Here is an 18,242-nt window from a genome sequence, read left to right on the forward strand (position 1 = left end):
CTGATACCTTCTCGCTAGCACGAGGGAATGGCAGCTTTGGGTTGTGCATTCAACCGCCTTGGGTGGCGCCGTGGGAAAGACCGCCCGCCACCGGCATCGTCTGGAAGCCATTGACATGGCATGCTAGCAGGCAGACTAGGCCTATCCTCCCGATCATCGTCACTGCCACTGTTAACTAGCCACCGTATCGTCAAATTTGGCCTTTCCGGCCTCAACGCCGCGTGTTTAAGAAAACCCTGTGCCAGCTTAGGCGGTTCCGCCACTACCGCAGGCACTCTTCGTCGGCATCTTCAACGAACCTTTCTTGTTCAATTTCCGAGTTGAGTGAACCGTTTTGACCATTTTCCCAACTTCAGTGAACCAAATCTCAAGTTGAATGAACTTCGGCATGGACATCAAGGAACTCAAACAATGGAATCGTCCCCAATTATCGGGCGCCGCTCCTTGCCCCCCAATATGTAACAGCCCCCTCTCCCCCCCTTGAAGCCTAGAACATCATCCCTATAATTAGCACTCGACACCGGTGAGTGCTAACAACGTTCCCGGGCCCAACCGATCATTCTCTTCTTCTTTTAGTAACAGGAGTTCCACATGGCCTTGCGTCCCCTGGGCGATCGCGTGATCGTCAAACGCCTCGAAAACGAGCGCAAGACTGCCTCGGGCATCGTCATCCCCGACAGCGCCGCTGAAAAGCCTGATCAAGGTGAAGTCGTGGCCGTCGGCCCCGGCAAGAAGACCGAAGACGGCAAGATCCTGCCCGTCGACCTGAAGGCTGGCGACAAGGTTCTGTTCGGCAAGTACGCCGGCCAGTCCGTGAAGGTTGACGGCGAAGAGCTGCTCGTCATCCGCGAGGACGAAATCCTCGCCGTGGTCCAGTAAACCCTGCCTCAAACGAATTTTCGAAGGAAGCTAAGAAATGGCTGCCAAGCAAGTATTGTTCGGTGACGACGCCCGCGTGCGCATCGTCCGCGGCGTGAATGTTCTCGCCAACGCTGTCAAGACCACCCTGGGCCCCAAGGGTCGCAACGTCGTGCTGGAGCGCTCGTTCGGCGCCCCGACGGTGACCAAGGACGGCGTGTCCGTCGCCAAGGAAATCGAACTGAAGGACAAGTTCGAGAACATCGGCGCCCAGCTCGTCAAGGACGTCGCCTCGAAGACCTCCGACAACGCCGGCGACGGCACCACCACCGCCACCGTGCTGGCCCAGGCCATCGTTCAGGAAGGCCTGAAGTACGTTGCCGCCGGTTTCAACCCGATCGACCTGAAGCGTGGCATCGACAAGGCTGTCGCCGCCGCCGTCGCTGAACTGAAGAAGCAATCCAAGCCGGTCACGACCAGCAAGGAAATCGCCCAGGTCGGCTCGATCTCGGCCAACAGCGACACCTCCATCGGCCAGATCATCGCTGACGCGATGGACAAGGTCGGCAAGGAAGGCGTCATCACCGTCGAAGACGGCAAGTCGCTGGAAAACGAGCTGGACGTCGTCGAAGGCATGCAATTCGACCGCGGCTACCTGTCGCCCTACTTCATCAACAACCCGGACAAGCAAGTTGCCGCGCTGGAAGATCCGTTTGTCCTGATTTTCGACAAGAAGATCAGCAACATCCGTGACCTGCTGCCCGTGCTGGAACAAGTCGCCAAGTCGAGCCGTCCGCTGCTGATCATCGCCGAAGACGTCGAAGGCGAAGCGCTGGCCACCCTGGTTGTGAACAACATCCGTGGCATCCTGAAGACCACCGCCGTCAAGGCTCCTGGCTTCGGCGACCGCCGCAAGGCCATGCTGGAAGACATCGCCATCCTGACGGGCGGCACGGTGATCTCCGAAGAAACCGGCATGTCCCTGGAAAAGGCTGGTCTGGCTGAACTGGGCCAAGCCAAGCGCATCGAAGTGGGCAAGGAAAACACGACGATCATCGACGGCGCTGGCGACAGCAAGTCGATCGAAGCTCGCGTCAAGCAAGTTCGCATCCAGATCGAAGAAGCCACGTCCGACTACGACCGTGAAAAGCTGCAAGAACGCGTGGCCAAGCTGGCCGGCGGCGTTGCCGTGATTCGCGTTGGCGCTGCCACCGAAGTCGAAATGAAGGAAAAGAAGGCTCGCGTCGAAGACGCCCTGCACGCTACCCGCGCTGCTGTGGAAGAAGGCGTTGTGGCTGGCGGCGGCGTTGCTCTGCTGCGCGCCAAGCAAGCCATCACCGACCTGAAGGGCGACACGCCTGACCAGAACGCCGGCATCAAGCTGATCCTGCGCGCTGTCGAAGAACCGCTGCGCACGATCGTCACGAACGCCGGCGAAGAAGCCAGCGTCGTGGTCAGCAACGTGCTGAACGGCAAGGGCAACTACGGCTACAACGCCGCGACCGGCGAGTACACCGACCTGGTCGAGCAAGGCGTGCTGGATCCCACCAAGGTGACCCGCACCGCCCTGCAGAACGCTGCCTCCGTCGCCAGCCTGCTGCTGACGGCCGAAGCCGCCGTTGTGGAACTGGCCGAAGACAAGCCCGCTGCTCCGGCAATGCCCGGCGGCATGGGCGGCATGGGCGGCATGGACTTCTAAGTCCCGCTTCCCTTGCAAGGCCTCCCCGGCTTCGGCCGGGGAACGCAGTATCCTGAAAAACCCCCGGTCCTTCGCCCCGGGGGTTTTTCTTTTGCGCGGCCCGGATCCTGCCCTGGACACGTTTGCGAACAGTCTTGCGGTTTCCCCGCGGCGCATGCGTCCCTACAATAGAGGTTCCCCGGAAAGAGCTTCGCCCCATGCGCATATCCCAGACCCTGCTGCGTACCCTGCGCCCATCCGAAATCGGCGGGCTGCTGATGGATTCCGCCAAGCAGTGGTCCACGCACCGCGCGTCCAGCAAGGGCGCCGCGCTGGCCCTGTACATGGTGTTCTCGCTGGCCCCCATGCTGATCCTGGTGATCGCGGTGGCAGGCGCCTTCTTCGGCGAGGACGCGGTGCGCTCGGAGCTGTTCTCGCAGCTGCGCGACCTGACCGGCGAGCGCGGTGCCGAGGTGATCCAGACCGTGCTGGCCAGCGCGCACGAATCCGGCGGCGGCTGGATCGCGGCGCTGATCTCGATTTTCGTGCTGATCTTCAGCGCCACCACGGCCTTCGCCGAATTGAAGGCCAGCCTGGACGATCTCTGGGAGGTGTCCGCCAACCAGAAAGGCGGAATCCACGGCATGGTGCGCAGCCGGATGCTGTCGTTCGGCCTGGTGCTGGTCCTGGCGCTGTTCCTGCTGATTTCCCTGACCGTCAACGCGGGGCTCGGGGCGGCGCGCAGCTACTACGGCGACTTGTGGACGGCCTCGTCCTTTGCGCTGGTGGCGGAATGGTTCTCCAATCTGTTTTCCTTCTCCGTGGTCGCGGCGCTGTTCGCGGTGATCTTCAAGCTGCTGCCGAGCGCCAAGATCTCGTGGCCGGACGTGATCCCGGGCGCCATCGTGACGGCGGCGCTGTTTCTCGTCGGCAAATGGGGCATCGGGGTGTACCTGAGCCGCGGCGCGGCTGTATCCGCGTATGGCGCGGCGGGCTCGCTCATCGCCCTGCTGCTCTGGATCTACTACTCGGCGCAGATCTTCTTCTTCGGGGCGGTGTTCACGCGGCAGTTCGCGCTGCGCTTCGGCCGGCAACGGCAGCCGGCGGCGCAGGCAACGCCCGCGGCACAGACGACGCAAGCGGCGGACGCGGACGCGGACTCCGACGCCTGACCTTCCCGCTTCAGGATGCGTCCGGGGCATCCAGCCCCGCCATCAGGCGCAGGCACTTCAGGAATACCGGGCGCAGCGCTTCGGGAATCGGAGCCAGCACCTGCGCCTCCACCGCGGCGTCCTCGGGCAGGATGCGCGCCAGCAGTGCAACGCCTTCGTCCGTGATGTCCAGGGCATAGGCCCGGCCGTCTTCGGCGGAGCGCGTGCGGCGCACATATCCCTTCTTCGTCATCCGCGCGATCATTTCGGCAAAGGAATTGCGGTCCAGCGCGATCAGTTCGGCGATGCGGTTCTGCGTGGCGCCCGGGTTCTGGTAGACGGTGATCAGCAACGCCTTCTGGCGCGGCGTGAGGCCCTCGTCGGGAAATGCCTGCGTGAACAGGCCTTCCGCCCGGAAATGGGCTCGGCGCAGCAAATGGGACACGACGTGGGTCAGGTCGAATTCATTCAGGGCGCGGAGCTTGGCCTGGCCGGCGCGGGCGGATCTGGCGGTAGCGGTCATCGGGCTTCCATGGAGTACGCCCGGCGATTGTAGGCGCTGGCGTTCTAGAAAATGCGCATTGACTTGCGGCAAGGGGCTGCCTATTATCCCGCAATATAGTACGTATACGTATTTATTTATCCACTATCAGGGGCCCGGCATGACGACCCGCCAGTTACGCAACTACATCGATGGCCGCTTTGAAGACGGCGCCTCCACGTTCGGCAAGCGCAGCCCGGTGGATGGGCGCCTGATTGCACAGGTCCATGAAGCCGGCCGCGATCAGGTGGACCGTGCCGTGGCGGCGGCGCGCCGCGCCCTGCCCGCCTGGGCCGCGCTGCCGGTCGCGCAGCGCACCGATCACCTGCTGGCGCTGGCCGACGGCATCCATCGGCGCTTCGACGATTTCCTGCAGGCCGAGATCGGCGACACCGGCAAGCCCGTCGGTTGGGCCAGCCAGATCGACATCCCCCGCGGGGCAGCCAACTTCAGGGCCTTTGCTGAGTTGGCCCGCACGCTGGATATGGAAAGCTACATGACCGACACGCCGGACGGCAGGCAGGCGTTGAACTACGCCTACCGCAAACCGCTGGGCGTGGTGGGGGTGATCTCTCCCTGGAACCTGCCGCTGCTGCTCCTGACCTGGAAGGTGGCGCCCGCCCTGGCGTTCGGCAACACCGTGATCATGAAGCCGTCCGAGGTCACGCCGTCTACCGCAACCTTGCTGGCGGAAGTCGCCCATCACGCGGGGCTGCCGGCCGGCGTGCTGAACCTGACACACGGGTTCGGCCCCGGCTCCGCGGGCGAGTTCATGACCACGCACCCGGATATCGACGGCATTACCTTCACCGGCGAATCCGCCACGGGCGCCGCCATCATGCGGGCCGTGGCGCCGGGCGTGAAGCCGGTGTCGTTCGAACTGGGCGGCAAGAACGCGGCCCTGGTGTTCGCGGACGCCGACTTCGACGCCGCGCTGGACGGGGTGACGCGCTCGGTCTTCGCCAACTGCGGGCAGGTCTGCCTGTGCACCGAACGCGTGTATGTCGAGCGCCCGATCTACGAACGTTTCGTGGAAGCGTTGGCGGCGCGGGCCAGGGCGATGCGCATCGGCTGGCCGATGGATCCCGATACCGAGATGGGGCCGCTGGTGTCGTGCGAGCATCGTGAAAAAGTGCTGGCGTACTTCGCGCTGGCCCGCCAGGAGGGCGCGACCGTGGTGGCCGGCGGCGGCATTCCGGCATTCGGAGACGCCCGCGACGAAGGCGCCTACGTGCAGCCCACGGTCTGGACTGGCCTGCCCGAAAACGCCCGCTGCATCAAAGAGGAAGTCTTCGGCCCGGTGTGCCACGTGGCGCCCTTCGATACCGAAGACGAGGCCATCCGCCTGGCGAACGATACGCGCTATGGCCTGGCCGCCGCGGTCTGGACGCAGAATCTCACCCGCGGGCACCGCGTGGCGCAGGCAATGAAGGTCGGGCTGGCCTGGGTCAACTGCTGGTTCCTGCGCGACCTGCGCACGCCCTTCGGCGGCAGCGGCCTGTCGGGCATCGGCCGCGAAGGCGGACGCCATTCGCTGCATTTCTATACTGAACCCACCAACGTATGCGTCAAACTCTGATCTCACGCAAAAGGAACGCACGATGAACCGATCCAACACGAGCCAACCCGGAACGAACCGGGCCGAGGTCGGCGCCACCGTCGTGGCCGGCAAGGCCACGCCCCGCGGCAAGTATCCGCACATCAAGCGCGCGGGAGACTTCCTGTTCGTCTCGGGCACCAGTTCACGCCTGCCCGACAACCGCATCGCGGGCGCCGAGGTGGACGCGATGGGCACGGCGACGCTGGATATCCGGGTGCAGACCCGGGCCGTCATCGAGAACATCCGGGACATCCTCGGCACCGCCGGCGCCGCGCTGGCCGACGTGGTGGAAATCAGCACGTTCCTCGTCAACATGAACGACTTCGGTGGCTACAACCAGGTCTACGGCGAGTATTTCGATGCCGAGGGCCCGGCACGCACCACTGTCGCCGTGCATCAATTGCCGCACCCCCAGCTGCTGATCGAAATCAAGGCGGTCGCCTATAAGCCGCTCGTACGCTAACGGCGGCGGCACGCATGGCGAACTCCCGCATTACGCCCAACGCGCTCAGCCACAAGCTGAAGCTGCACCAGCTGCAGATCTTCGAGCGCGTGCTGGCGCGCCGCTCGCTGTCGCGCGCCGCCAGCGAACTGCACCTGACCCAGCCCACCGTCACCCGGGCCATCCACGACCTGGAAGCGTTCTTCGGCGCGACGCTGTTCGAACGTTCCAACCGGGGCGTCGCGCCCACGGAGTTGGCCCTGGTGCTGGGCCGCCGCGTCCACGCCATGATGGCCGAGATCCGCTACATGGCCGACGACATCGACGCGGTGCTGGGAGGCGCCAGCGGCCATGTCGTGGTGGGAACGCTCATCGCCGCCTCGGCCAAGCTGCTGCCCGAGGCCATAGCGCGCCTGATGACCGAGCATCCCGGCATCCAGGTCACGGTCCGCGAAGGGCCGACCGCCCAGCTCCTGCCGGCCCTGGCCACGGGCGACCTGGACATCGTCGTCGGGCGGCTGCCCGGCGCGGACATGGCATCGATCTCCGGCGTCGCCGTGGACCACCACAGGCTGTACCGGGAAGCGCTGTGCCTGGTGGCCGGCGCGCGCCACCCGCTGGCCCACGCGCGGGAAGTGGCGCTGGCCGACCTGGCTGGCTGCATCTGGATCCTGCCCGCCCCGGCGTCGCCGCTGCGGGCCTCGATCGAGCGCACCTTCTTCGACGCCGGCCTGCGCCTGCCGGCCCGGCAACTCGAATCGCTTTCCTTGCTGACCAATATCGGCGTGCTCATGCATAGCGATGCGCTGGCGCTGATCCCTTACGACGCGGCGGCGCAATTCCTGTCCATGGGCCTTCTCGTGCGGCTGCCTACGGATGTTTTCGGCGCCTTCGGCGACGTGGGCTATTCGGTCCGGGCGGACCGCCCCCTGACCCCGGCCTGCCTGCGGCTGGTGGACTACCTGACGCAGATCGCCGCGCAGCGCGCGCCGGCGCTGCCAGGAATGGCGGTTGACGGCGACGGTTAGGGGTTATCCCGCGATAGATGAATGGCATAGCCAGCCGCGCAATTTCTATTGTGCAGGCGCTGACCGCTGCGCCTAGACTCCCGGTAGAGCGCAGCCCCCCTTCTCTCTGGAGTTTCCCATGCTCGCCTACGGTTCCCCGTTAAATTTCCGGCGCTGGATCGACGACAACGCGCATCTGCTCAAGCCGCCGGTCGGCAACAAGCAGGTGTGGCAGGACGCTGACTTCATCGTCACCGTGGTCGGCGGGCCGAACGTGCGCACCGATTACCACGACGACCCGCTGGAAGAATTTTTCTACCAGCTGCGCGGCAACGCCTGGCTGTCGCTCTGGATAGACGGCAAGCCGGAACGCGTGGACCTGAAGGAAGGCGACATCTTCCTGCTCCCGCCCCACGTGCGCCATTCGCCGCAGCGGCCGGAAGCCGGCAGCGCCTGCCTGGTCATCGAGCGTCAGCGCCCCGCGGGCCTGCTGGATGGTTTCGAATGGTATTGCCCGCAGTGCCACCACCTGGTCCACCGCGCGGAGGTGCAGTTGCAGAGCATCGTGACCGATCTGCCGCCGTTGTTCCAGGCCTTCTATTCCAGCGCCGATAAACGCACCTGTCCGGGCTGCGGCGCGATCCACCCCGGCAAGGGAGAAACGCCCGTATGAACGCCCCCCGGATGGTTCAGAAAATCGACATGCACGCGCACTTCTTTCCGCCGATCACGCGGGAAGAAGCCGCTGCGCTCGACCCCGTCAGCGCGCCCTGGCTGCGCCCGGAAGGCGACGGTTCCACCGGCCAGATCATGGCGGGCGACAAGCCGTTTCGCCCGGTGGACGCCACGCTCTGGGATCCTGCATTGCGGGTGCGGCAGATGGATCGCCACGGCGTGGACGTGCAGATCCTGTGCGCCACGCCCATCATGTTCGGCTACACCTACCCCGCGCAGGCTGCGGCCGATTGGGCGGCGCGCATGAACGACCTGGCGCTCGAACACTGCGCTCATGCGCCCTCGCGCCTGAAGGCGCTGGCGCAGGTACCGCTGCAGGACCTGGACCTGGCCTGCCGCGAAGCGTCGCGCTCGCGCGCTGCCGGCCACCTGGGCGTGCAGATCGGCAATCACGTGGGGCCGCGCGACCTGGACGACGACACGCTGGTGCAGTTCCTGATCCATTGCGCCAACGACGGGATCCCGGTGCTGGTGCATCCGTGGGACATGATGACGGACGGCCGCATGAAGCGGTGGATGCTGCCATGGCTGGTCGCCATGCCGGCGGAAACCCAGTTGGGCATCCTGTCGCTGATCCTGTCGGGCGCCTTCGAGCGCATCCCCCGCAGCCTGAAGCTGTGCTTCGCGCATGGCGGCGGCAGCTTCGCCTTCCTGCTGGGGCGCGTGGACAACGCCTGGCGGCACCGCGACATCATCCGCCAGGACTGCCCGCAACTGCCATCGTCCTATACAAACCGCTTCTATACCGACAGCGCGGTCTTCGATCCGCGCGCGCTCCGGCTGCTGATCGACGTGATGGGCGAAGACCGTGTGCTGCTGGGCTCCGACTATCCCTATCCGCTGGGCGAGCAGGAAGTGGGCAGGCTGGTGACCCATGCCGGCCTGCGTCCGGAGGTGCAGCAGAAAATCCTGTGCCGCAACACGGTGGAGTTCTTCGGTTTGGACCAGTAGGCTCCGGGGCCTCAGGGCCGGCGCGCAACGGCCACCCTCAGGCCTCGCCGCGCGGCGGCAGGAACGGCGGCAAGGGCTGGCCCAGCCTGCCGCTCCATTCGGCCATTTCGGCCTTCAGCGCGGGCGGCACGGGAATCCCCCAGGCCTGGCGCTGCGCCTGCGCGGCCAGCTCCGGATCGCCCGGCGCGCGCGGCGAACCCGGCTGCGCCGCGAGTTCGGCCGCCATACCCGCCACCACCGCGGCCAGCGCTGCGCCCCCGGCGAACCGGGCGGGATCGATAACGATAAAGAACGCGCCCAGTTCGCGCGCGCGCTCCAGCTGCTCGTACATGGGACCGATGTGCGGGCCGTAGGGGTTGCCATTGAGCGGCCCGCACAACAGCTCGACCATCATCGCCAGACCGTAGCCCTTGTGGCCGTATTCGCCGCCCAGCGGCGTCAAGGCCCGGACGCGCGCGGCGTCGGTCGCGCCGCGCCCCTCGGCATCCAGCGCCACGCCCGCGGGCAGCGCCGTGCCATCGCGGCGCGCGTTCACGACGCGGTTCCACGGGATCGAAGTCGTCGCCATGTCCAGGCATAGCGGCTCGCCACCCTGCCTGGGGAATGCGAAGGACACGGGATTGGTGCCAAAGTACGGCTGCCGGCCGCCGAACGGCGCGGCGATGGCGTCGGAGTGCGTGAAGCCGATGCCGATCAGCCCTTCCCTAGCGGCCGCGCGCGTGTACAGGCCAATGGCGCCGCAGTGCGAAGAATTGCTGACGCCCACGGCGCCTACACCGGCCTCCCGCGCCAGTTCCAGGGCGGCCGCGTTGGCGCGATGCGCCACCACGATGCCGTGGCCCTGTCCGCCGTGCGCCTGTGCCGTGGCCGGGCCGCTGCGCTCGATGCGGATATCCGGCCGCGCCAGGATCGAGCCGTGGACGACCCGGTTCAGGTAGTGCGGCAACCGGGCGATGCCGTGGGAGTCGATGCCCCACAGGCTGGTCTGCGCCAGGCTGGACGCCAGGCAGCGGGCATCGGCTTCGCTGAAATCCAGGGCCCGCAGACAGGCTTCGGCCCATTGCTGCCACTGCTCCGCACCCACGTTCTGCTGCCTCGCCATGCTGCGCTCCTTGTCGATGCCGGCGGCAGGCCGCCGGCCTTCATGCGGCCGGCACGGCCTGCGGCGCCTCGCTCTGCCGGGCCGCGTCCCGCTCCAGGGCTTCCAGCGCGCCCAGCACGCCGAGCGTCCGCAGGCGTTCCAGCTGCTCGGCCAGCGCGTCGACGAAGGCGGGCTTCCTGGCCATGTCCCCGAACACGGGCCGGAATCCGGCCAGCACCATGGCGCGCCGGTGCGCCGCCTGCGACGGGGCCGAGGCAGCCGCGGCCACATCGGCGCGCGCCAGCAATTTGGCCAGCGCCTCGGCGAGCGGGTCCTGGATGGAATAGGTATTGCCCAGCTCGTCGTGCCCGCGCAGGTAGTGCAGCCACGCCGCCACGGCCAGGGCCAGGCGGTTGAAATCGTCGCCCCGGCGCAAGCGGTCGCGGATGACGGCGAGCAGACGCTGCGGCACCTTCTGAGAGCCGTCCATGGCGATCTGCCGCGTGCGGTGCGGCAGCGCCGGATTCGCCACGCGCGCCAGGAAGCGGAGGCGGTACTCCTCCAGCCCCGATTCCGGAATGCCGCGCAGCGTGGGCGCGATCTCCAGCCGCATCATGTCATCGACGTAGCGGCGCAGCGCCGGCGCGGCGGCGGCCTCGCTATTGGTGCGCAGGCCCAGCATCGAGCCCAGGTACGCGAACGCGGAATGCGGCCCGTTGACCATGCGCAGCTTGAGCCGTTCGTACGGCGCGGCGTTGCGCACGAAGCTTGCGCCGCCCGCGATGTCCCAGGCGGGCCGGCCGGCGGCGAACTTGTCCTCGATGACCCAGTTCAGGTAGGGCTCCCCCACCACCGGCCAGGCATCCGCGAAACCCAGGCGGTCCGCCACGCGCGCGCGGTCATCGTCCTGGGTGCCGGGCACGATGCGGTCCACCATGGAATTCGGGAAGGCGCAGTTCTTGTCGATCCACGCGGTCAAGGCCACGTCCACCCGCAGCGCAAAGGCCAGCACCAGGCTGCGCAGCGTGTCGCCGTTGGCGTGCAGGTTGTCGCAGGACAGCAGCGTGACGGGCGGCAGGCTGCGCTCGCGCCGCAGCGCCAGGCCGTATACCAGCATGCCGATGGCGCTGCGCGGCCGGTCCGGATGTTCCAGGTCGTGCGCGATGTCGGGGTGGTCCCAGCGCAGGTAGCCGGTGGACGGCTCGTGGCAGTAGCCCTTCTCGGTAACCGTAAGGCTGATGATGCGGGTCTGCGGATAGGCGATGCGCTCCAGCGCCGCCTGGGGATCTTCCTCGGCCACCACGATGCGCAGCACCGAGCCAATCACCCGCAACTGTTCTCGGGGCCGCCCGTCCGGGCCGGCATCGCGCAGCGCCAGGGTGTACAGGCCGTCTTGCGGCGCCAGCGCGTCGCGCGTCGCCGGGCTGCGCATCGAGACCCCCTGGATGCCCCAGCTCAGGTCTCCGCTGGCGGCCATCGCCAGGTCCGTCACCGCCGCCTGGTGGGCGCGGTGGAAAGCCCCGATGCCCAGGTGCACGATGCCGGGGGTCACCCGGCTGCGGTCATAGGCGGGTTGTTCCACATCTTCGGGAAGATGCGGCAGAGACTCCGAATTCAAACGTTCGAGCATGGATTACCAATGCCATAGTGCGCCGTCATGCGCCTGCCGGTTGACCGGCAGGTAGGCGCGTTGGTAGGGATATTCGGCGGCGAGCTTTTCGTCGATGTCGACCCCATGGCCCGGCGCGTCGCCAGGGTATAGCATGCCCTGGTCGAAGGTGTAAGCATGGGGAAACACCGCATCGGTCTCTTCGGTGTGCCGCATGTACTCCTGGATGCCGAAGTTCGGCACCCACAGGTCGAAATGCAGGGCCGCCCCCATGCAGGCCGGCGACAGGTCGGTGGCGCCGTGGCAGCCGGTGCGCACCTGGTAGAGCGCGGCCAGATCGGCAATGCGGCGCAGGTGCGTGATGCCGCCCGCATGCACCACCGTGGCGCGGATGTAGTCGATCAGCTGGTGCTCGATCAGATCCTTGCAATCCCAGATGGTGTTGAAGACCTCGCCCACCGCCAGCGGCGTGACCGTATGCTGGCGGATCAGCCGGAAGGCTTCCTGGTTCTCTGCCGGCGTGGCGTCCTCCATCCAGAACAGGCGGTACGGCTCCAGCGCCTTGCCCAGCCGGCCGGCTTCGATGGGCGTCAGCCTGTGATGCACATCGTGCAGCAGATGGGTGTCCCAGCCCACCGCGTCGCGCACCCGCTGGAACAGGCGCGGCGCGTGGTCCAGGTATTTTTCCGTGGACCAATCGTGCTCGGACGGCAACGAACCATCCGCCGGTTCGTAGAACATGCGGCCGCGGCCCACGCCGTACACTGAGTTCAGCCCCGGCACCCCGCTTTGCGCGCGGATGGCCTGATAGCCCATTTCGCGGTAGCGCAACACCTCGTCCACGGTTTCATCGATATCGCGGCCGTTGGCGTGGCCGTAGACCATGACGCCCGAGCGGCTCTTGCCGCCCAGCAGCTGGTACAGCGGCATGCCGGCGGCCTTGGCCTTGATGTCCCACAGCGCCGTGTCCACGGCGGCGATGGCGGACATGGTGACCGGCCCGCGCCGCCAGTACGCGCCGCGGTACAGGTATTGCCAGATATCCTCGATCTGCTGCGGGTCGCGGCCGATCAGGCAGGGAATCACGTGCTCGGTCAGGTAGGCCGCCACGGCCAGCTCGCGGCCGTTGAGCGTGGCGTCGCCGATGCCGTGCAGGCCTTCGTCGGTTTCGATCTTCAAGGTGACGAAGTTGCGGCCGGGGCTGCAGACGATAACGCGCGCTTGGGTGATCTTCATGAAAGGTCCTGTGGAATGCTGGAAACTCCTGGCCGGAGCCGGGCGCCTACATCACTGCGCCCAGCTGCCAAGGCACGAATTCATTCTGGCCGTAGCCGTGTTCCTCGCTGCGCGTGCGCCGGCCCGAGGCCGTCTCCAGCATCAGGCGGAAAATGCGTTCGCCCATCTCGGCCACGCTTTGCGCGCCGTCGACCACCTCGCCGCAATTGATGTCGATATCGTCGGACTGCCGCTGCCACAGCGCCGTGTTGGTCGACAGCTTCAGCGAAGGCGCGGGGGCACAGCCATAGGCCGAGCCGCGGCCGGTGGTGAAACAGATCAGGTTGGCGCCGCCGGCGACCTGGCCGGTGGCGGAAACCGGGTCATAGCCCGGCGTGTCCATGAATACCAGGCCGCGCTCGCGGACCGTCTCGGCGTATTCGTACACGTCGGCCAGCCGGGTCGTGCCGCTCTTGGCGATGGCACCCAGGGATTTTTCCAGGATGGTGGTCAGCCCTCCCGCCTTGTTGCCGGCCGACGGGTTGTTGTCCATCTCGGCGTCGTTGCGGGCGCAGTAGGCTTCCCACCAGCGCAGCCGGGCCAGCAGCTTGGCCGCCACCTCGGGCGTGGCCGCGCGCCGCGTGAGCAGGTGCTCGCCGCCATAGATCTCCGGGGTCTCCGACAGTATGGCGGTGCCGCCGTGGCGCACCAGCAAGTCCACCGCGGCGCCCAGCGCGGGGTTGGCGCTGATACCCGAATAGCCGTCGGAACCGCCGCATTGCAGGCCCACGGTCAGGCTGGCGGCCGGCACGGGCTGGCGGCGGACCTGGTCGGCCTGCGCCAGCATGGCGCGCACCAACGCGATGCCGTGCTCCACCGTCTTGCGCGTGCCGCCGGTTTCCTGGATGTTGAACGTGTGCAGCAGCCCGCTTTCGCGCAGGCCTTCCTGCGCCATCAGGCCGCCGATCTGATTGGTCTCGCAGCCCAGCCCCAGCACCAGCAGGCCGGCAAAATTGGGATGCCTGGCGTAGCCGCCGAGCGTGCGGCGCAGCAGGCGCAGCGGCTCGCCCTCGCTGCCGGTAGCGCAGCCCGCCCCATGCGTCAGCGCCACCACGCCGTCCACGTTGGGATAGCCGGCCAGCGCATCCGGATTGATGTCGCGGCGAAAATGGTCGGCGATGGCGCGGGCCGCCGTGGCCGAGCAATTCACGCTGGTGAGGATGCCAATGTAGTTGCGGGTGGCGACGCGGCCGTCGGCCCGCAGGATGCCCTCGAACTGCGCCGGCGCGTCGACGTAGTCGGTGGGGCGCGCGTCGGCGCCCACCGCGTAGTCGCGCTCGAAGTCGGAGAACGCCAGGTTCTGGATATGAACGTGCGCGCCCGCGGCGATATCGCATCGCGCCACGCCGATGACCTGGTTGTAGCGCCGTACCGGCTCGCCGGCGGCGATGGCCCGCGTCGCGACCTTGTGCCCGGGAGGCACCAGCCCGCGGACAGTGACGTTCTCGTCCGCCAGGCGGGTGCCGCCGGCCAGCTGGCGCGTGGCGATCACTACGTTGTCGGCCGGGTGGATGCGTATGACCGCCGTATCGGTTTCAGACATGGATGGCTCCTGGCGTGCGCGGCGCTAACCGTCGATCAGCGACGGGTCCCAGGCATGCACGCGCTGCCGCTGCTCGCCCAGGCCGGCGATGCCCAGCCGCATCTCGTCTCCCGCGTTCAGGTAGACGGGCGCCGGCTTCTGGCCCATGCCTACGCCCGGCGGCGTGCCGGTGCTGATCAGGTCGCCCGGGTACAGCGTCATGAAGCGGCTGACGTAGGACACCAGCTGCGCCACGCCGAACACCATGGTCCGGGTGCTGCCGTTCTGGTAGCGCTTGCCGTTGACGTCGAGCCACATGTCCAGTGCCTGCGGGTCGGCGATCTCGTCGGCGGTGGCCAGCCAGGGGCCGACCGGACCGAAGGTGTCGCAGCCCTTGCCCTTGTCCCAGGTGCCGCCGCGTTCGATCTGGTATTCGCGCTCGGACACGTCATTGACCACGCAGTAGCCGGCCACGTGCTTCATGGCATCGGCTTCGCTGACGTAGCGGGCGCGCTCGCCGATCACGACGCCCAGCTCGACTTCCCAGTCGGTCTTGACGGAGCCCTGCGGTAGCACCACCGGATCGTTGCAGCCGACCACGGCCGAGGTAGGCTTCATGAAAATCACCGGCTCGGCCGGCACCGGCAGGCCGGACTCGGCCGCATGGTCGGCATAGTTCAGACCGATGCAGATGAATTTGCCCATGCCGCTCCAGGGCGGAGCCAACCGGCCCGGGCGGTCCACCAGCGGTAGGCTGGCCGGGTCCAGCGCGCGCAGCGGCGCCAGGCCCCCGGGCGTGAGCGTGGCGGCGGTAATGTCCGGCAACACCGCGGACAAGTCCCGCACCTGCCCGCGGGCGTCGATCATCCCGGGTTTCTCCGCGCCTTTCGCGCCATAGCGCAACAGTTTCATCTCATGTTCCTTGTGTGTAGTGAATTTTCAATTCGACCAGCCGCCGTCGATCACCTGGGCGGTGCCCGTGGTGAAGGCGGACTCGTCGCTGGCCAGGTACAGCGCCAGCGCCGCGATCTCCGCGGCGCTGCCGATGCGGCCCATGGGTTGGCGGGCGACGAAGGCCGCCTCGACGGCGGCCAGCGTCTGTCCGCCCGCGCTCGCCTGCGCTTCGATGCGCTGGCGCAGCGAAGGCGATTCGACCGTGCCCGGGCAGATGGCGTTGCAACGTATGCCCTGGCTCACGTAGTCCGCGGCCACGGACTTGGTCAGCCCGATCACCGCGGCCTTGGTGGCGCCATAGACGCAGCGGTTGGGCGCGCCCTTGATGCTGGAAGCCACCGAGGCCATATTGACGATGGAGCCTGCGCCGCGCGCCAGCATACCCGGCAGGCAGGCCCGGATCATGCGGTACATGGATTTCACATTCAGCTCGAACGAGAAGTCCCAGGCCTGCTCGTCGCAATCCAGGATGGTCCCGGCGTGCACGAAGCCGGCGCCGTTGAACAGCACGTCTACCGGGCCGGCCTCGGCGGCCAGCTCGGCGGCGGCGCCGGCGCCGGTCAGGTCCAGCGTCCGGCGGCGGCATCCCGCCAGCGTCTCCAGCGCCTGGCCGTTGATGTCCACGGCCAGCACATCGGCGCCTTCGCGCGCATAGGCCTCGGCTACGGCGCGGCCTATGCCTTGCCCGGCGGCGGTGACGATGGCGGTCTTGCCTTGCAGTCTTCCAGTCATGACGGTTCTCTCCTTACTTGGCCATGCCCATGGCGGTGGGCAGCCAGAGCGTGATCTGCGGGACGTAGGTGATGGCGATCAGCGCCAGGAACAGCGGCACGAGCCAGGGCAGGATGGCGACCGTGGTGCGCTCCACCGACAGCCTGGAAACGCGCGCCAACACGAACAGCACCATCCCCATGGGCGGATGCAGCAGGCCGATCATCAGGTTCAGCGTCATGATCAGGCCGAAGTGGATCGGATCGATGCCAAGCTTGAGCACGATGGGCAGCAGGATCGGCACCAGGATGGTAATGGCGGCGATCGTGTCGATGAAGCAGCCCACGATCAGGATCAGCACATTGGCCATCAACAGGAACACCCACTTGTTCTGCGTCACGCTGAGAATGCCGTCGGTCAGCGCCTGCGCCGCCTGGGTGGTGGTCAGCAGCCAGGCGAACACGGACGCGGCGGTAACGATGAAAAGCACCGACGCGGTGGTCTCGATGGTGTCGAACGAGGCCTTGGCCAAGGTCCGCAAGGTCATGGAGCGGTAGCGCACCAACCCCAGGAACAGCGCCCAGATCACGGCGGCCACCGCGGCCTCGGTGGGCGTGAACCAGCCCAGCGTCATGCCGCCGATCAGGATGACGGGCGCCATCAGCGCCATCACGGCAGAGAAGTTGTAGCGCCAGTCCAGCGCCAGCAATACCGCGAAGGCGATGCCCGCCGCCAGGTTGGCCGACATGCCTGCCTCTGTCATGAGCCAGATCGCCAGTGGGAACGCCAGCACGATGCCCACTTCCAGCGTGGCGCCGCCCAGCCGCTTCCAGTCGAACGACACGTCGCCGCCCCAGTTGTTGCGCCGCGCGTAGTAGGCCACGGTCAGCATCATCAGCAAGGTCAGCACGGCGCCGGGGATGAGGCCGGCCAGGAACAGCGAGCCGATCGACACATTGGCCATCATGCCGTAGATCACGAAAGGCAGTGACGGCGGGATAATGGGGCCCAGCGTGGCCGAGGCGGCCGTCACGCCCACCGCGAACTCGGTCTCGTAGCCGTGATCCTTCATGGCCTTGATTTCGATGGTTCCCAGGCCTGCGGCATCGGCGATGGCGGTGCCGGACATGCCGGCGAACACGACCGAGCCGATGATGTTCACCTGCCCCAGCCCGCCGCGCATCCAGCCCACCAGCGCCACGGCGAAGTTGTAGATGCGGCCGGTGATGCCCGCGATGTTCATCAGGTTGCCGGCCAGGATGAAGAACGGCACGGCCAGCAGCGGAAAAGACTCCACGCCCGCGATCATGCGCTGCGCCACCACCACGTCGGGCACGCTGCCCGAGATCAGCACGAACAGCAGCGATGCGCCCGCCATGGCCACCGCCACCGGCAGGCCGAAGATCATCAACAGCAGAAAGGTTCCGATCAGTATGCCCATGTCTCGCTTCCGGTTGTCGTTATCGGATTCCGGGGCCGCCTAGTCCAGCGACTCGTAGGCCGCGGGGTTTTCCAGGATGGAATAGCCCTGGCGCCAATTGCCTATCGACACCTGCACGGAGCGCAGGAACATCAAGACGAATCCGGCCAGCGCCATCCAGTAGACATAGGCCTTGTTCCAGAAGAGCGTGGTCATGGGCTCATCGCCCACCAGAACGATGTAGCGGTACGTGAGCCACACGGCATAGCCGAAGAACGCCGTGCGCAGCAGATCGATGACAGTGGCCAGCGCACGGCCCGCGGGACGCGGCAGGTAGCGGTACAGGAAGTCCACCTGGATGTGGCGGCAGGCGCGCACGCACATGGCCGAGCCCAGGAACACCACGCCGATCAGACAGTAGACGGCGAGCTCCTCCGTCCACGCGTAGGAATCGTTGAGCACGTAGCGCGAAAAAAACTGCAGGAAGACCAGCAGCGCCATGACCCAGAATATGGCCAGGCAGATCCAGTCCTCGGGCTGGTAGCCCGACAGGCTGACCTCGTGGTGGTCGGCCTCCTCGAAACTGTGGACGATCTCCTCCGCGGTGGCCGGCGGAGGCTGCTGCCCGGTCGGCCGGGCAGGGTTGTGGCTGGCCGCCGCCATCACGGCGGCCTTGGCATCTGAATGCATGGCGTTCCCCTAGTGCG

General features: G+C 66.9%; 17 protein-coding genes. 8 read left to right on the forward strand and 9 right to left on the reverse strand.

All coding sequences use genetic code 11. The features are described 5' to 3' along the window. The first annotated feature begins 591 nt into the window (after window positions 1-591). The 3 genes from groES (at window position 592) to AGI3411_RS27170 (ending at window position 3,708) form a co-directional block, all read left to right on the forward strand. On the forward strand, window positions 592-879 hold the full coding sequence (groES, locus tag AGI3411_RS27160; RefSeq protein WP_006221616.1) for a co-chaperone GroES: 288 nt from the start codon (window positions 592-594) through the stop codon (window positions 877-879). A gap of 37 nt (window positions 880-916) precedes the next feature. Continuing rightward, window positions 917-2,557: a chaperonin GroEL gene (gene groL / locus AGI3411_RS27165; protein ID WP_013396136.1), complete on the forward strand. Its 1,641-nt coding sequence runs from the start codon at window positions 917-919 to the stop codon at window positions 2,555-2,557. 197 nt (window positions 2,558-2,754) lie between these two features. Then, on the forward strand, window positions 2,755-3,708 hold the full coding sequence (locus tag AGI3411_RS27170) for a YihY/virulence factor BrkB family protein (protein ID WP_165359290.1): 954 nt from the start codon (window positions 2,755-2,757) through the stop codon (window positions 3,706-3,708). A gap of 10 nt (window positions 3,709-3,718) precedes the next feature. Here the strand turns inward: AGI3411_RS27170 and AGI3411_RS27175 are convergent, their stop codons facing one another. After that, complete coding sequence (locus AGI3411_RS27175) at window positions 3,719-4,210, reverse strand: MarR family winged helix-turn-helix transcriptional regulator (protein ID WP_129530423.1); 492 nt, start codon at window positions 4,208-4,210, stop codon at window positions 3,719-3,721. A 139-nt stretch (window positions 4,211-4,349) separates the two neighbouring features. On the opposite strand from AGI3411_RS27175, the gene AGI3411_RS27180 reads away from it, so the two are divergent. The 5 genes from AGI3411_RS27180 to AGI3411_RS27200 all read left to right on the forward strand — a co-directional run bounded on the left by AGI3411_RS27180 (window position 4,350) and on the right by AGI3411_RS27200 (window position 8,963). Next, window positions 4,350-5,807, forward strand: coding sequence for a 2-hydroxymuconic semialdehyde dehydrogenase (locus AGI3411_RS27180; RefSeq protein WP_129530424.1), 1,458 nt, complete (start codon window positions 4,350-4,352; stop codon window positions 5,805-5,807). Window positions 5,808-5,829: 22 nt separating this feature from the next. Beyond that, on the forward strand, window positions 5,830-6,291 hold the full coding sequence (locus AGI3411_RS27185) for a RidA family protein (RefSeq protein WP_129530425.1): 462 nt from the start codon (window positions 5,830-5,832) through the stop codon (window positions 6,289-6,291). 14 nt (window positions 6,292-6,305) lie between these two features. Then, on the forward strand, window positions 6,306-7,298 hold the full coding sequence (locus AGI3411_RS27190) for a LysR substrate-binding domain-containing protein (RefSeq protein ID WP_129530426.1): 993 nt from the start codon (window positions 6,306-6,308) through the stop codon (window positions 7,296-7,298). Window positions 7,299-7,416: 118 nt separating this feature from the next. Further along, entirely contained in the window at window positions 7,417-7,950 is a 534-nt protein-coding gene (locus AGI3411_RS27195) for a 3-hydroxyanthranilate 3,4-dioxygenase (protein WP_129530427.1), read from the forward strand. 11 nt (window positions 7,951-7,961) lie between these two features. After that, window positions 7,962-8,963: an amidohydrolase family protein gene (locus AGI3411_RS27200; protein WP_129530450.1), complete on the forward strand. Its 1,002-nt coding sequence runs from the start codon at window positions 7,962-7,964 to the stop codon at window positions 8,961-8,963. A gap of 37 nt (window positions 8,964-9,000) precedes the next feature. Here AGI3411_RS27200 and AGI3411_RS27205 read toward each other — a convergent pair whose 3' ends face one another. The 8 genes from AGI3411_RS27205 to AGI3411_RS27240 are packed head-to-tail and all read right to left on the reverse strand — an operon-like array spanning window position 9,001 to window position 18,225. Beyond that, entirely contained in the window at window positions 9,001-10,065 is a 1,065-nt protein-coding gene (locus AGI3411_RS27205; protein WP_129530428.1) for an Ldh family oxidoreductase, read from the reverse strand. Window positions 10,066-10,105: 40 nt separating this feature from the next. After that, window positions 10,106-11,674 (reverse strand): mannitol dehydrogenase family protein, encoded by a 1,569-nt coding sequence (locus AGI3411_RS27210; RefSeq protein ID WP_129530429.1) that lies wholly within the window; start codon window positions 11,672-11,674, stop codon window positions 10,106-10,108. Between the two features lie 3 nt (window positions 11,675-11,677). Beyond that, a complete protein-coding gene (gene manD, locus AGI3411_RS27215) occupies window positions 11,678-12,889 on the reverse strand; it encodes a D-mannonate dehydratase ManD (RefSeq protein WP_129530430.1) in 1,212 nt (403 codons plus the stop codon). A 46-nt stretch (window positions 12,890-12,935) separates the two neighbouring features. Further along, a complete protein-coding gene (locus tag AGI3411_RS27220; RefSeq protein WP_129530431.1) occupies window positions 12,936-14,471 on the reverse strand; it encodes a UxaA family hydrolase in 1,536 nt (511 codons plus the stop codon). A 24-nt stretch (window positions 14,472-14,495) separates the two neighbouring features. After that, entirely contained in the window at window positions 14,496-15,362 is an 867-nt protein-coding gene (locus tag AGI3411_RS27225; protein WP_129530432.1) for a fumarylacetoacetate hydrolase family protein, read from the reverse strand. 27 nt (window positions 15,363-15,389) lie between these two features. Beyond that, window positions 15,390-16,136 (reverse strand): SDR family oxidoreductase, encoded by a 747-nt coding sequence (locus AGI3411_RS27230; protein WP_129530433.1) that lies wholly within the window; start codon window positions 16,134-16,136, stop codon window positions 15,390-15,392. A gap of 13 nt (window positions 16,137-16,149) precedes the next feature. Beyond that, window positions 16,150-17,556 carry a TRAP transporter large permease gene (locus AGI3411_RS27235; RefSeq protein ID WP_129530434.1) on the reverse strand — a complete coding sequence of 469 codons (1,407 nt, stop codon included), beginning with the start codon at window positions 17,554-17,556 and terminating at the stop codon, window positions 16,150-16,152. 39 nt (window positions 17,557-17,595) lie between these two features. Then, complete coding sequence (locus tag AGI3411_RS27240; RefSeq protein WP_208748189.1) at window positions 17,596-18,225, reverse strand: TRAP transporter small permease; 630 nt, start codon at window positions 18,223-18,225, stop codon at window positions 17,596-17,598. Window positions 18,226-18,242: the final 17 nt, after the last annotated feature.

Origin of the sequence: Achromobacter agilis (assembly GCF_900496965.1) — a bacterium.
Taxonomy (GTDB): Bacteria; Pseudomonadota; Gammaproteobacteria; order Burkholderiales; family Burkholderiaceae_B; genus Achromobacter; species Achromobacter agilis.

Excerpts from the sequence above, each read along its gene's own strand:
- AGI3411_RS27185 (WP_129530425.1), top strand. The coding sequence starts at position 5,830 with ATGAACCGATCCAACACGAGCCAACCCGGAACGAACCGGGCCGAGGTC.
- groL (WP_013396136.1), top strand. The coding sequence starts at position 917 with ATGGCTGCCAAGCAAGTATTGTTCGGTGACGACGCCCGCGTGCGCATC.
- AGI3411_RS27230 (WP_129530433.1), bottom strand. The coding sequence starts at position 16,136 with ATGACTGGAAGACTGCAAGGCAAGACCGCCATCGTCACCGCCGCCGGG.
- AGI3411_RS27225 (WP_129530432.1), bottom strand. The coding sequence starts at position 15,362 with ATGAAACTGTTGCGCTATGGCGCGAAAGGCGCGGAGAAACCCGGGATG.
- AGI3411_RS27180 (WP_129530424.1), top strand. The coding sequence starts at position 4,350 with ATGACGACCCGCCAGTTACGCAACTACATCGATGGCCGCTTTGAAGAC.
- AGI3411_RS27235 (WP_129530434.1), bottom strand. The coding sequence starts at position 17,556 with ATGGGCATACTGATCGGAACCTTTCTGCTGTTGATGATCTTCGGCCTG.
- AGI3411_RS27190 (WP_129530426.1), top strand. The coding sequence starts at position 6,306 with ATGGCGAACTCCCGCATTACGCCCAACGCGCTCAGCCACAAGCTGAAG.
- AGI3411_RS27175 (WP_129530423.1), bottom strand. The coding sequence starts at position 4,210 with ATGACCGCTACCGCCAGATCCGCCCGCGCCGGCCAGGCCAAGCTCCGC.
- AGI3411_RS27210 (WP_129530429.1), bottom strand. The coding sequence starts at position 11,674 with ATGCTCGAACGTTTGAATTCGGAGTCTCTGCCGCATCTTCCCGAAGAT.
- AGI3411_RS27170 (WP_165359290.1), top strand. The coding sequence starts at position 2,755 with ATGCGCATATCCCAGACCCTGCTGCGTACCCTGCGCCCATCCGAAATC.
- AGI3411_RS27195 (WP_129530427.1), top strand. The coding sequence starts at position 7,417 with ATGCTCGCCTACGGTTCCCCGTTAAATTTCCGGCGCTGGATCGACGAC.
- groES (WP_006221616.1), top strand. The coding sequence starts at position 592 with ATGGCCTTGCGTCCCCTGGGCGATCGCGTGATCGTCAAACGCCTCGAA.
- AGI3411_RS27240 (WP_208748189.1), bottom strand. The coding sequence starts at position 18,225 with ATGCATTCAGATGCCAAGGCCGCCGTGATGGCGGCGGCCAGCCACAAC.
- AGI3411_RS27205 (WP_129530428.1), bottom strand. The coding sequence starts at position 10,065 with ATGGCGAGGCAGCAGAACGTGGGTGCGGAGCAGTGGCAGCAATGGGCC.
- manD (WP_129530430.1), bottom strand. The coding sequence starts at position 12,889 with ATGAAGATCACCCAAGCGCGCGTTATCGTCTGCAGCCCCGGCCGCAAC.
- AGI3411_RS27220 (WP_129530431.1), bottom strand. The coding sequence starts at position 14,471 with ATGTCTGAAACCGATACGGCGGTCATACGCATCCACCCGGCCGACAAC.
- AGI3411_RS27200 (WP_129530450.1), top strand. The coding sequence starts at position 7,962 with ATGGTTCAGAAAATCGACATGCACGCGCACTTCTTTCCGCCGATCACG.